Source organism: Spartinivicinus ruber (assembly GCF_011009015.1).
GTDB lineage: Bacteria > Pseudomonadota > Gammaproteobacteria > Pseudomonadales > Zooshikellaceae > Spartinivicinus > Spartinivicinus ruber.
Genome location: NZ_CP048878.1, coordinates 2,436,816 through 2,450,475 on the forward strand (window position 1 = coordinate 2,436,816; position 13,660 = coordinate 2,450,475).

The window sequence follows — 13,660 nt, forward strand, 5'->3', positions numbered from 1 at the left end:
ATGATTTCACAAGAACAAATAGAAACAGGCCAGGAAGTCTACTCTCCCAATATACTGAAAATATATGATATTTTAGTATTGAGTCTGTCAAATCGGTTTATCTGGAAAAGCAAGAAAAAACTAACTCAGGATTTTTTTAATGAGTCTGTAAGTGCTAATCATTTGGATGTTGGTGTTGGTACAGGTTATTTTTTAGATAATTGTCAATGGCAGCAAAAGCCTCGTATCGGGTTAATGGATTTAAATGAAAACTGTCTTCAAGAAGCCAAAAAACGACTAATACGCTATAATCCTGAGCTTTATTGTTGGGACGTGTTTCAGCCGATTGAATTAGAAAACAAGTTTGATAGTTGTAGTATGAACTTTCTCCTGCATTGTTTACCAGGCACTATGGAAGAAAAGCTAGCAATTATTGATAACTTGAAAGGTGCATTAAACCCTGGAAGCAGTATTTTTGGTACAACAGTGCTTTATGAGGGAGGGGATAAGTCTGCATTTGCTGAAAAATTATTGAGCTTTTATAACAAAAAAGGCATTTTTTCAAACTACGGTGACTCCTGGTCTGCAATGCAACGTTGTTTGCCAAAATTAGGTAAGGTGGAGCAGCTTAAAGTTAATGGTTGTGTCTGCTTTTTTAAACTGAGAGTTTAGTTTTACTAGCATTTAATGAAAAGGAGGAATTTATGGAACTATGGATTACCCTTGTTATTGTTATCGGTATTTTGTCAGTTTGTATAGTGGTAAGTGCTAAAAAATCTGCTGATATGCGTATGCCTTTTATTTGGGGGTTCAATACCTTGTTGCCTGTTGCACTGGTTTATTGTTATTTTGGTGAGGGTGACTGGCCTCATAAAGCATTAATCATCAGCTTTGTGGTGATTTACTTATTGAGGATGAACGTTGTACTCACTGCTTGGTATGAAAATACGGCTGCAGCAAAATTGAATGAAATAATTAATCCCGCAAAGTTTGCTGGGTTGTCAATATTACTGGTTAATATATTTGGTTGGATTTATTGTTTGCCTTTTTACTGGGCTGCAGATTTAGCTGGTCCTTTTTCTTATTTAGAATATTCAGCTGTAGCCGTTTATATTGTAGGAACGATTTGGCACTTTGGTAGTGATTATCAAAAGCGTAAATTTAAACAAGATCCAACTAATAAAGGAAAAATCATAAGTACTGGTTTTTGGAGATATTCGCGTCATCCTAATTATTTTGGTGATTTTTTGATATTTGTCAGTTTTGGTTTATTAGCTGGCAACTGGTGGGGAATAGTAGCACCATTAGCAAACTTGATGCAGTACCTCAGTGATGCCATCCCAAAAAGTGAAGCAATGGCTAAGAAACGCTATGGTAATGCCTGGCTAGAGTATCAGAGGAATGTTAAATGTTTTATTCCAGGAGTGTACTAGTGCTTCAACCAAAAAGTTCTTTCACTACTCAAGGCAACAGGTGATGCCTGTCTGCTTTGATATACAGGCTCATTCTTAGAGATACAGCATAAGTCAAGGTGAAAAAACTTTATTGTTAGACTACTAGTAGACTATGCGTAAAATAAGGTAGCAACTTCTTCTCTATTTATCTTCTGGCAGTGTTACTTTTTTTGAGGTCCACTGTGCCTGTAAAGAAATGCCTTGCCAGAAAATAAATAGCTTTACAGGTTGTTACCCAACTTTATGCATGTACCACTAGCCACAATATTGACTACTGTAAGGATATAAAAATGGATATAGAGTTTCATGAAATTATTCTCTATACACTGCCATCATTATTTCTTCCTCTTTTCTTTGACGCAGGCATTGACTATATAAAGAAGACACATAGATATCGGTTGAATGATACAATAACCAATTTATCTATCAGTTTAGCAAATTTAGGTGCTTCATTTATTATCCTTACTGCTGTACTTGCTGTGTATAGCTATACCTACAGTAATTTTTCCCAGTTTCAACTGAATCAAACAGAGTTATCAACCTGGTTATTAGCTTTTATACTTTATGATTTTTGTTATTACTGGAATCACAGATTACACCATAAAATAGGAATACTATGGGCAGATCACATAGTTCATCATTCTGGCGAGGAAATGAATTTTGGTGTATCTATTCGCCAGAGTTTTCTTACTGAGTTAACTATGTGGCCTTTGTTCTTATTAATGGCGCTTGTTGGTATTTCAATAGAAGTATTTTTGATTACCAGCTATATTCAGGCAACATGGGCATTTCTGATTCACACCAAATGTTTGAAAAATACTAGATGGCTAGACAATATCTTGAATACTCCTTCTTTACATCGAGTCCATCATGCGACTAACCAAATGTATATTGATAAAAACTTTGGTGGTATCCTAGTTGTCTGGGATCAAATTTTTGGAACATACCAGAATGAGCTGGCTGATAGCCCAGTTAAATACGGTATTATGGAGTCTTTTGCCAGTTTTAGTCCTGTCAGTATTAATCTTCAATATTATAAAGTTATATTGAAGAAAATAGCTTATAGCCATTCTATTAGTGAAATGCTTAAGTCTATATTTGCATCTCCAGGCTGGGTTCCCAAGGCAATTTCTGCCAAGAAATTTTATGCTGAGATTTCCAATTTATCAGCAAGGCAGCATGTATCCTCTCGTGGAGAGATTAGTGTAAATGCAAGAAAATCTTGTATTATACGGTTTATTTTAACATTAAGTGTATTTATATTGTTAATGTGGAACTTTGCATTACTGGGTTGGTGGCAGATAGCAAATCTAGCAGTGTTATTTTTCTGGTTATGTCATTATAATGGCCTTGCTTTTGACGGTGTTAAACTGACTTGGAAAATAGAGGCTATCAGTCAGTTTTTAATTATTCTTGTAGGGGGAGTCGTTGTTTATAATAACCAACCAGGACATTTATTAATATTGGTGTTAATAGCTTCCATTACTTCTTTAAGTTGCTATATTGTCTACCAGAATCCTCCCATTAAACCAGAAACGGATGCTTTAACAAAAGCGTTAGTTGAATAGTATTAGTTTATTATATAACAACGGCCCTTGATTCGAGTACTTCACCTGACAGCAATGATTTTAAGATTTATGTAGTCTGGTGAAGGTTAAACTCTGATTAAAAAAGCTATTTTTGTAATACTATTGATTAGTGATATAGATGTTTTTCATTAGAAAGACCGTTTGTAATGAAATAGATTTAATAATCGAAGTAAATATTAATCCATATTATATTGTTTTATTTAAGGATGCTATGCCTTAGTAGGTGATATCCGAATTATTTATTCAATTTATCTGTAGTGTTTTTTGTTTAGTAATAGTTGTGAAGTTGAATAAGGTTTAAATTTAATGCTTTACTAATGGCTTGCACTCGATTAACAACATCCAGTTTTTTGAAAATATTTGAAATATGGAACTTAACAGTTCTTTCAGATATAGCTAAAATTTTACTAATATCCCAAGTGGACTTGCCTTGGATAATCCAAAAAAGAATCTCCTGTTCTCTTTTGGTTAAACTAGGTGCATTATCTTGTTTTAAACATTGATCTCGTAAGTGAAAGAACAAATTGTTTAAGTGGGGCAAGGTATAATAAAGAATTCGTTCAACAGAATTATACTCTATGTTGTCCTGACAGCCTACAATGATCACGACTATTGAGTCATCCAGTTTATTAGAAGACTCTATAAAGTGTGCTCCTAATAAACCAAACTCTTTCATCAGTTCATTGGTTTTCAACGTACGGCAGCAGTCAGGTTTTGCTAATGTATTTTTTATAATTTTATGCTGGTTACTATTAATAATGGTTTTTTGTGGTACGATGGTGTTATTGTTGTGGTTGTAAATAAACCAAAATGGTGAACTTTTACCAATATGTTTGGTGTTTCTATCTGAATAGACAATAAATTCATCACACCGTGTAAGGGAAAGAAAATGACGGGTAATTTCTGAAAGATTATCAGAACCATTAATATTACGAATACAACTATTAATTAATTCAATGATTTCTATCAGGCTACTTTTTCGTAGGCGCTCACTCTTTCGGCTGGTACCCATTTTTCATCCTTGTGATATAATAAAATGGCCTTGCTTAATTAGATTTATTATCTGCAAGGCTATTATTGTTTTTTGGTTTTATGTTATTTGTTGTGTATTTATTTTTAACTATTTGTGACGGTTTTTATGTTGTTCTAGGTGTAGGTATAGTTTTGGTTGATTATTGTTATAGTAATGTTTTTCTGAATATGGTTGTCTTTTTTTGTTGAATAAGAGCTGTCCTGCAGTTTTTATGTAATATTATTTATGAATAAAATTCATAGTTTAATTAAACTGGCTTCAGATGGTGATAGATATAAAGTGTCCTGGAATGAATTTCCAGTCAAATAAATGACTGATAATTCATTTGTTTTACTGTCGTAATAATAGTTACTGTTTAATCTGAATGTACCTACTAATCTAAGAACAGGTTAGAATTTTCACCTGGATCTTTCTAACTCCTTCAGTATTTTTATCCCGTCAAAATTGTCCCAGGCCTGTTTAGCTAGGATCTGTCGAACTATTAGTATCTGGTAAAATATTCAGGTTAAATTTTCCAGGATTAGTTTTTGCATAAAAGAGTATTGTTGTAAAAAAATTGGCAGTTCCAAAGTATAAGATTTAAAACAAAAGGTATCCTGAGTAGATGGACAAAGCGGCAGTCGTTGAAGGTCTTAAAGGGGTAGGCCGCGGTAGTTTTGGGGTGCCGCTGCTGTTGTTAGCGCTGCTGGCGATGATGACATTGCCCGTTCCTCCCTTTATTTTGGATGTGCTCTTTACCTTTAATATCACCTTATCGTTAGTGGTTTTATTAGTTAGTGTTTATACCTTACGGCCATTGGATTTTGCGGTTTTTCCTACCATTTTACTCGTCGCTACTTTATTACGTTTAGCATTAAATGTTGCTTCTACTCGGGTGGTGTTACTTCGTGGTCATGAAGGTGGGGATGCGGCGGGAAAGGTTATTCAAGCATTTGGTGAGGTGGTAATTGGTGGTAATTATGTAGTTGGTTTGGTGGTCTTTGCCATTTTAATGATCATCAATTTCGTGGTAGTCACCAAAGGGGCAGGACGGATTTCTGAGGTCAGTGCAAGATTTACCTTGGACGCCATGCCAGGTAAACAAATGGCTATTGATGCCGATTTAAATGCCGGTTTGATTAATCAGGATGAAGCGCGTAATCGGCGGACAGAAGTAGGGCAGGAAGCAGACTTTTATGGCTCGATGGATGGTGCCAGCAAATTTGTTCGGGGTGATGCTGTTGCTGGATTACTGATTTTATTTATTAATATTATTGGTGGCCTTAGTATTGGGATGATCCAACATGACTTGGCATTTCCTGTCGCCATGCAGAACTATTCGCTACTAACCATTGGTGATGGGTTAGTCGCACAAATTCCTTCCTTATTATTATCAACCGCTGCTGCCATTATTGTGACTCGGGTATCTGATGCCAAAGACATGGGGCACCAGGTGATTCAGCAAATGTTTGCAACACCCAAAGCACTGGGAGTTGCTGCAGCTATTTTGATGGTGATGGGCGCTATCCCTGGGATGCCTCACTTGGCCTTTTTAGGGCTAGGCGTGCTAGCGGCCGGTGGTGCCTTTTGGATTTATCATCGCACCCAACAACAAATAAAAGCTACAGGAGAAGGGCAATTACCAGCTGTAGCTGGTAAAGAAGCGGCTGCATCTGCTGAAGCGCCAGCGGCAACAGCCCCTGAAGTTAAAGAGTTAGGGTGGGATGATGTTACGCCAGTGGATATGATTGGCCTGGAAGTGGGGTATCGGTTAATTCCTTTAGTCGACAAAACCCAAGGAGGGGAGTTGTTAAGTCGAATCAAAGGGGTTAGAAAAAAGCTGTCACAGGAGCTGGGGTTTTTGATGCCTTCGGTGCATATTCGCGACAATCTGGATTTATTACCCAACGCTTACCGGATAACTTTGATGGGGGTAACCATTAGTGAAGCTGAAGTACATCCTGATCGTGAACTGGCGATTAACCCTGGTCAAGTTTTTGGCTCATTGCAAGGGATTGAAGCAAAGGATCCAGCGTTTGGTTTAGATGCGATTTGGATTGAACCTAATTTAAAAGAACAGGCCCAAACGTTAGGCTATACGGTGGTGGATGCCTCAACTGTGGTGGCTACTCATTTAAACCAGATTATTCATAAACATGCCCATGAATTATTAGGCCATGAAGAAGTTCAACAAATGTTGGACTTGTTGGCTAAGCAGTCACCGAAATTAGCTGAAGATTTAGTGCCTAATAAACTAACCATCAGTTTATTATTGAAAGTCCTGCAAAATTTACTACTGGAAAAAGTCCCCGTTCGGGATATTCGTACCATAGCCGAAGCTTTGGCGGAAACAGCAATGGTCAGTCAAGATCCTGCCACACTGACCGCCGCTGCCAGAGAGGCTTTAGCAAGATCTATCGTCCAAGGGTTGGTAGGGACTGACTTGCAAATCCCCGTAGTGACGTTAGCCCCGCAATTGGAACAAATGTTGCTGCAGTCAGTTCAGCAGGCCAAGCAGTCAGGTGCGACAACGGTAGACTCTCTGGTACTAGAACCTGGTATGGCAGAGAAGTTACAACAGTCATTGGCTGAAGCTTGTCAGCGGCAAGAGCTGGCCGGAAAACCTGCCATTTTATTAGTGGCAGCGCCAATCCGGCCATTCTTAGCTCGATTTGCTCGGTTTGGTGTGCCTAATTTGCATGTACTTTCCTATCAGGAGGTGCCTGATAATAAGCAGGTCACCATTGAAGCGACCGTAGGTCAGTAAATAAATTAGGTGAAGTGAAATCGCTCAACACAATATAACGGCGTCAAAATGCTTAATTTGTAGGATTTTGGTTAAGTTATTTGAATGCGCAGGGGTTAAGTGGCATGACAATAAAACGTTATTTTGCAGCGGATATGCGACAGGCCATGCGGCTGGTGAAAAATGATTTAGGAGTTGATGCCACCATTCTAAATCAGCAAAAAGTCGCAGGGGGGGTTGAAGTAATAGCTACCTTGGAGCTACCACAACCGACTAAACCACCTCGTCCAATGGCCGAGCCACTATTCAATGAAGACCAACAACAACTCCGTACGGCACTTAATCAAGCGAAGCAAGCAATTAACAGAGCCCAGCTGGGCGGTGCTGCAGCGAATGATGTTAATTTGCAGTTAAGGTCAAGAGCTTCGACAACTGTAGCCAATCATGCGGCCTCAAAACAGTCAACGGCAACTGTATTACAGCCTAACTTCAGTGATCATCAGTTTAGTGCACTACAAAATGAGGTCAGTGGGATGCGGGCTTTATTAGAGCAGCAGCTTGGCCAGTTGGGTTGGTTAAAATATTGTAAGCAAAGCCCTGCCAAAGCACAGTTATGGAAAAAGCTGCAGGCCATTGGCTTTAGCGGACCCTATTGTCAGCAACTATTAGCGAATTTACCCGCTGAGCAACAAGGTGTGGATGCTTGGCGTCATTTATTAGCCAGTATTGTAAAAAAACTGCCAGTGACTTCCAAAGATATCGTTGATCAAGGGGGAATATTTGCTTGTGTCGGGCCAACAGGTGCAGGAAAAACCACCACCATTGGCAAGCTGGCTACTCGTTATGCCTTAAACCATGGTACTAGTCAGCTGGCATTAGTAACGATGGATACCTACCGAATTGGGGCGACAGACCAAATAAAAACCTTAGGTAAAATATTAAATGTGCCAGTTAAAATAGTTGGGAATGGACACCAGTTACAAATGGCGTTAGATAGTTTCCAGAAAAAATCCTTGGTCCTCATTGATACGGCTGGGCTAAACCACCAAGACCCTAAATTGCAGCTACAATTATCTATATTAAATCAGGTACGCCCAATGGTGAGAGGGTTGCTTGTGTTATCGACAACTAGTCAGCAACAAGTGCTACAAGTGGCTTATAACACTTATAGCCAGACTCGGTTGGTAGGTGGTGTATTAACGAAGTTGGATGAAGCTTCCAGCCTGGGTGAGACGGTTGAGCTACTAATGGATAAACATCTTGCGGTTTCTTATATCACTGATGGACAACGAATTCCGGATGATATTCATCAAGCTCGGGCTCACCAAGTGATCAGTCGCGCGGTGGCACTCAGCCAACATGCTGAATTAGCAGACAGTGAATTAATGTCTGCTTATATGCAGGCTAACCCAATGGCAGCAACAAGCCCTGTGCAAGCAAATGTGGGTTAGTGTCCATTTGTATTTAGTGGGGTCCTCTAAAGTAAAGGATATGACAATAATAATTACGGAGCTGAGAGGGGTAGTTCACCGTTAACCTTTGTTAAGCTATTCCTTATTTAACTGTATTCGACAGTTGTAGAGTACAGCCAAGGTGAATCGGCTGTTGTTGAACTAATCTCAAAGCCATTCATTAAGGAGATAAACCAGGATTAATCTTCATATGATCAGACATCCAGTACAAGTCGTAGCGGTGACAGGAGCAAAAGGGGGCGTAGGTAAAACAAATGTAGCGGTAAATTTAAGTATTGCGTTGGCTGAACTAGGGCGTCGGGTGATGTTATTGGATGCCGATTTAGGGCTGGCAAATGTGGACATTTTACTGGGATTATCGCCTACTCGAAATATGGCTGATGTATTGGAAGGCCGCTGTGATTTAAAAGATATTATTCTCCCTGGCCCTGGTGGCGTACGTATTATTCCTGCTTCTTCTGGTACCCAAAAAATGACTGAATTGAGTTCGCAAGAACATGCAGGGATGATTTCTGCGTTCAGTGAGCTTAGCCATCAGTTGGACATGCTAATTATTGATACCGCTGCGGGTATTTCTGACACGGTTATTAGCTTTGTGCGGGCTGCGCAAGAACTCATTATTGTCGTTACCGATGAACCCACTTCCATAACTGATGCTTATGCCATGATTAAGCTATTGCACCGTGATTATGGCTTATTGCGGTTTCGAATCGTGGCCAATATGGTGAGATCCCAGCAGGAGGGCCATAATATATTTAATAAACTGGTCAATGTAACCGACCGATTTTTAGAAGTGGCGCTGCAATATTTGGGTGCTATACCGTGGGATGAGGCTGTACGGAAAGCGGTCTTGCGCCAACGCGCGGTTATCGATGCTTATCCTCGCTCTAAAGCGGCCGTGGCAATTAGAGCACTGGCACAAAAAGTGGACGCCTTTCCCCTTCCGTCATCTCCTCGTGGGCATTTAGAATTTTTTATTGAAAACCTGGTGGCTGGTGAGGCTGGTCGATAGTAGGCAATTATATGGCGTCGAATGAAGCAGGTTTGTATTCAAAGTCAGGACAACAATTTAACCAGCAATTAATTGAGCAGTATACTGGTTTAGTGAAGCGAATTGCCCATCATTTGGCAGCACGATTACCTTCGCAGGTGCAGTTGGATGATTTATTACAAGCGGGCATGATCGGCCTGTTAGAAGCTGCCAAAAAATACGATGGGAGCAAAGGTGCGACCTTTGAAACCTATGCTGGAATTCGAGTTCGTGGTGCGATGTTGGATGAAATTCGCAAAGGAGATTGGGTACCACGTTCTGTTCATCGTAATAGTCGACGGATTACTGAAGCGATCAGTGCTTTAGAAGCAAGGTTGGGACGAGACGCAAAAGATTCTGAAATTGCAGAAGAATTAGGATTAGGCTTAACTGAATACCATCAGCTGTTAAGTGATACAGCTTCAAGTCGGCTATTTAGTTTTGAAGAGTTACTGAGTAGCCAAGATGGAAGACATACTTGGGTAGCGGATCAACAACAATCGTCGCCGCCAACCAAGCATCAAACTGAGCAGTTTAAAAAAGCACTGGCTAATGCCATTGCCACGCTACCGGAACGAGAGCAATTATTGCTTTCTCTTTATTATGACGAAGAGCTTAACCTCAAGGAAATTGGCATGGTATTGGGGGTGAGTGAGTCTCGCGTCAGTCAGCTTCACAGTCAAGCAGCCGCTCGACTTCGAGCTCGCCTGAATGACTGGGCAGTTGAATAGACTGGCACCCTCTTAATGACCTACTAGACTAGTAAGTTAGATGTTCAGCACAAACATCAATGTGGCTTGATGGAGGTCGCTTTGGACAAAAATATGAAAATTCTAATCGTAGATGATTTTTCTACGATGAGGCGGATCATAAAAAATCTGCTTCGTGACTTGGGTTTTACAAATACGTCAGAAGCAGATGATGGGCAAACCGCTCTACCGATGTTGCAAAGTGGTGGTTTTGATTTTCTGGTGACTGACTGGAATATGCCAGGTATGACTGGCATTGATTTACTTAAAGCAGTTAGAGCAGACCCAAAATTAAATTCACTGCCTGTTTTAATGGTAACTGCCGAGGCCAAGCGGGATCAAATTATTGAAGCAGCTCAGGCAGGTGTGAATGGCTATGTAGTAAAACCTTTTACTGCTGCAGTGTTAAAGGAGAAAATCGAAAAGATTTTTGAGCGTGTTGAAGCAGGTGGTTAAGAGGTATATATGTCGCTGCTCGATAAATTAAAAGACCATGCGCCCACTGAGTTTGAAGTGAGCCTGAAAGAACAGGCTCAAAAAATGGTGGAGCATTTGGAAAAAGGCAATTTAAAAGATGCCATCGAAATCATCCATGAAATTAATGAAGTTAGAGATAAAAGCCTGTATCAGGAAGTAGGTCGGCTGACGAGAGCACTACATGAATCCATCCGAAATTTTCATGTGGAGGCAGGATTAGCAGGTGATGATAAAGAAGCGATGTCTGACATGGTTGATGCTTCTGACCGTTTAGAATACGTAACAAAAATGACCGAGACAGCGGCAAATACCACCATGGATTTGGTTGATAACTGTATGCCGATTGTTGATGAATTAAAATCAGATGCTCACAGTTTAAGGGATGAATGGACTAAAATTCGCAAGCGGCAAATGAATCCTGATGAATTTAGAAAACTCTATAAACAAATGGATGAATTTTTAGATCGCAGTGAAAAACAAGTTAATGAAGTCCATAGTAATTTAACCGAAATTTTAGTTGCACAAAACTATCAGGATTTAACTGGACAAGTTATTAAAAAAGTCGTTGAGCTTGTTCAACAAGTAGAAGACAGTTTGGTTGATTTAGTTAGAATGGCTGGTCAGGTAGATAAACTGACGGGTACTGAGCATGAAATATCCGCAATCAAAGAAGATTCTATTGCTGCCGAAGGCCCACAAATAAAAGCAGAGGAACGGGTCGATGTTGTATCAGGCCAAGATGATGTTGATGACTTGCTTTCTAGTTTGGGGTTTTAGGGGAGCTGTCTCATGAGTTTTGAGGCTGATGAAGACATCCTACAGGACTTTTTGGTTGAAGCTGGAGAAATCTTAGAACTGCTGTCAGAACAGCTGGTCGATCTGGAAAATCGACCTGATGATATGGACTTACTAAATGCCATTTTCCGTGGGTTTCATACTGTTAAAGGAGGGGCTGGTTTTCTTCAGTTGAATAATCTTGTTGATTGCTGTCATGTTGCAGAAAATGTTTTCGATATTTTACGTAATGGTCAACGGTCAGTTTCTACGGAATTAATGGATGTTGTTTTACAGGCACTTGATACCATCAACGAAATGTTCAGCCAGGTACGTGACCGGGTTGAGCCTACACCTGCTGACCCTCAGTTATTAAAAGCGCTGGCTGATTTAGCTCAACCTGAAGGTGCTGCACCTGCTGCAGAGGCCCCTGCACCAGAGCCTCCTCCACCTCAACCAGCAGCCCCTGCGCCAACCGCTGCACCTTCGGAATCACCGGCAGCTGGGGGGGAGGGGGAAGATATTACGGATGCGGAGTTTGAAAAACTGTTGAATGCGGTGGCAGAAGAGCCTACAGCCACTGCCAAAGAGTCTGCAAAGCCAGCAGCTTCAGTGGCTGGGGGTGATGAAATCACGGAAGATGAGTTTGAAGCATTACTAGATCAATTGCATGGTAGTGGCCCGGTGAGTACTCCAGGAGCCCCAGCCCAACCAGAAGTATCTGAAACACCTCCTCCTGCACCAGAACCTACATCAGCCAAATCACCTCCCAGTGGCAGTGATGAAATTACTGAGGATGAGTTTGAAGCACTGCTCGATGAGCTGCATGGTGGTAAACCTCCGGGTGGTGGTGCAGAGGCGGTACCACCACCAGCAGTAAAGCAGCCAGCTGCACCTGAGTCGGCAGCTCCTGCGGCGGCTGCCAAACCAGAAAGTGACCTAATCACTGAAGCGGAATTTGAAAGCTTGCTGGATGAGCTGCAAGGAAAAACTCCAGCGGCGGCTGCACCTCAACCTGAAGCAGCAAAGCCATCAGCAGCACCTCCTCAACCTCAGCCGGCCGCTGCTGCAGCCAAGCCAGAGCCACCTGCTGCTCCACCACCATCACCTCCTAGGCAACCACCACCAGCTGCACCTGAAGCCCGTCAACCAGCAGCAGGTGGTGGTAAACCTGCACAGGCCAAAGAGGCACCTGCCGCAGAGGCAACGGTAAGGGTGGATACGGCCCGGTTAGATGACATCATGAATATGGTAGGTGAGCTGGTTTTGGTGAGAAACCGGCTGGTCAGGTTAGGCAATAAAAGCGGGGATGAAGTGTTATCTAAAGCAGTGGCTAATTTGGATGTGGTGACCGGTGACTTGCAGCTATCGGTAATGAAAACCAGGATGCAACCGATTAAGAAAGTGTTTGGTCGCTTTCCTCGAGTCGTACGTGACTTGGCTAGAAGTTTAAAAAAAGAAATTAACTTAGAGCTTGAAGGGGAAGAAACTGACTTAGATAAAAACTTGGTAGAGGCCCTCGCTGACCCGTTAGTGCATTTGGTAAGAAATGCTGTGGATCATGGTATTGAGTCTCCAGAAGATCGAGAAAAATCAGGTAAATCACGCAAAGGTACCGTGGTGTTATCGGCTCAACAGGAGGGTGATCATATTTTACTTTCCATTGCAGATGACGGCGCTGGAATGGACCCAGACAAATTAAGAGGGATTGCTGTATCACGAGGATTGTACGAACAAGATGCTGCTGATCGATTATCTGATAACGAGTGCTATAACTTAATTTTTGCCCCTGGCTTTTCAACAAAAACAGAAATCACTGATATTTCTGGCCGTGGGGTAGGTATGGATGTTGTTAAAAATAAAATTTCCCAATTAAATGGCACCATTAATATTGATTCAGTTAAAGGTGAAGGATCAAAACTTGTCATCAAAGTGCCATTGACCCTGGCAATTATGCCAACCTTAATGGTAATGCTGGAAAATCAGGCATTTGCCTTACCTCTGGTGAGTGTGAATGAAATTTTTCATTTGGATTTATCAAAAACCAATGTCGTGGATGGTCAAGAAGTAGTGATTGTTAGAGAAAAAGCTTTACCTTTATTTCACTTAAAACGTTGGTTAATTAATGGCAGTCGGTTTGATGATGGAGGGAAAACGGAGGCGCATGTGGTTGTCGTATCTGTAGGCACACAGCGAGTAGGGTTTGTTGTTGACCAATTAATCGGCCAGGAAGAAGTTGTGATTAAACCTTTGGGGCAGACGTTGCAGGGAACACCTGGCATGGCTGGTGCCACCATTACGGGTGATGGACGAATCGCATTAATTTTGGATGTTCCTAGTCTACTAAAAGAGTATGCATAAACGTGGTATTGACTTCA

The 13,660-nt window shown here is 41.1% G+C and carries 11 protein-coding genes; 10 read left to right on the forward strand and 1 reads right to left on the reverse strand.

Annotation, left to right across the window (positions count from 1 at the left end; all coding sequences use genetic code 11):
* The 3 genes from G4Y78_RS11445 to G4Y78_RS11455 all read left to right on the forward strand — a co-directional run bounded on the left by G4Y78_RS11445 (position 1) and on the right by G4Y78_RS11455 (position 3,001).
* A complete protein-coding gene (locus G4Y78_RS11445) occupies positions 1-651 on the forward strand; it encodes a class I SAM-dependent methyltransferase (RefSeq protein WP_163833149.1) in 651 nt (216 codons plus the stop codon).
* A gap of 32 nt (positions 652-683) precedes the next feature.
* Entirely contained in the window at positions 684-1,412 is a 729-nt protein-coding gene (locus tag G4Y78_RS11450; protein ID WP_163833150.1) for a DUF1295 domain-containing protein, read from the forward strand.
* 311 nt (positions 1,413-1,723) lie between these two features.
* Positions 1,724-3,001 carry a sterol desaturase family protein gene (locus tag G4Y78_RS11455; protein WP_163833151.1) on the forward strand — a complete coding sequence of 426 codons (1,278 nt, stop codon included), beginning with the start codon at positions 1,724-1,726 and terminating at the stop codon, positions 2,999-3,001.
* Positions 3,002-3,290: 289 nt separating this feature from the next.
* Here the strand turns inward: G4Y78_RS11455 and G4Y78_RS31540 are convergent, their stop codons facing one another.
* A complete protein-coding gene (locus G4Y78_RS31540; RefSeq protein WP_163833152.1) occupies positions 3,291-4,034 on the reverse strand; it encodes a helix-turn-helix transcriptional regulator in 744 nt (247 codons plus the stop codon).
* A 625-nt stretch (positions 4,035-4,659) separates the two neighbouring features.
* Between G4Y78_RS31540 and flhA the strand changes: the two genes are divergently transcribed.
* From flhA to G4Y78_RS11495, 7 genes are all read left to right on the forward strand, one after another.
* Positions 4,660-6,801 (forward strand): flagellar biosynthesis protein FlhA, encoded by a 2,142-nt coding sequence (flhA, locus tag G4Y78_RS11465; RefSeq protein WP_163833153.1) that lies wholly within the window; start codon positions 4,660-4,662, stop codon positions 6,799-6,801.
* A 104-nt stretch (positions 6,802-6,905) separates the two neighbouring features.
* Positions 6,906-8,231, forward strand: coding sequence for a flagellar biosynthesis protein FlhF (gene flhF, locus G4Y78_RS11470; protein WP_163833154.1), 1,326 nt, complete (start codon positions 6,906-6,908; stop codon positions 8,229-8,231).
* A 211-nt stretch (positions 8,232-8,442) separates the two neighbouring features.
* Positions 8,443-9,264 carry a MinD/ParA family protein gene (locus G4Y78_RS11475; RefSeq protein WP_163833155.1) on the forward strand — a complete coding sequence of 274 codons (822 nt, stop codon included), beginning with the start codon at positions 8,443-8,445 and terminating at the stop codon, positions 9,262-9,264.
* 11 nt (positions 9,265-9,275) lie between these two features.
* Entirely contained in the window at positions 9,276-10,013 is a 738-nt protein-coding gene (locus tag G4Y78_RS11480) for an RNA polymerase sigma factor FliA (protein ID WP_163833156.1), read from the forward strand.
* Positions 10,014-10,106: 93 nt separating this feature from the next.
* Entirely contained in the window at positions 10,107-10,487 is a 381-nt protein-coding gene (gene cheY, locus G4Y78_RS11485; protein WP_456242953.1) for a chemotaxis response regulator CheY, read from the forward strand.
* A 9-nt stretch (positions 10,488-10,496) separates the two neighbouring features.
* Complete coding sequence (locus G4Y78_RS11490) at positions 10,497-11,285, forward strand: protein phosphatase CheZ (RefSeq protein ID WP_178124456.1); 789 nt, start codon at positions 10,497-10,499, stop codon at positions 11,283-11,285.
* A gap of 12 nt (positions 11,286-11,297) precedes the next feature.
* Complete coding sequence (locus tag G4Y78_RS11495; protein ID WP_163833158.1) at positions 11,298-13,643, forward strand: chemotaxis protein CheA; 2,346 nt, start codon at positions 11,298-11,300, stop codon at positions 13,641-13,643.
* Positions 13,644-13,660: the final 17 nt, after the last annotated feature.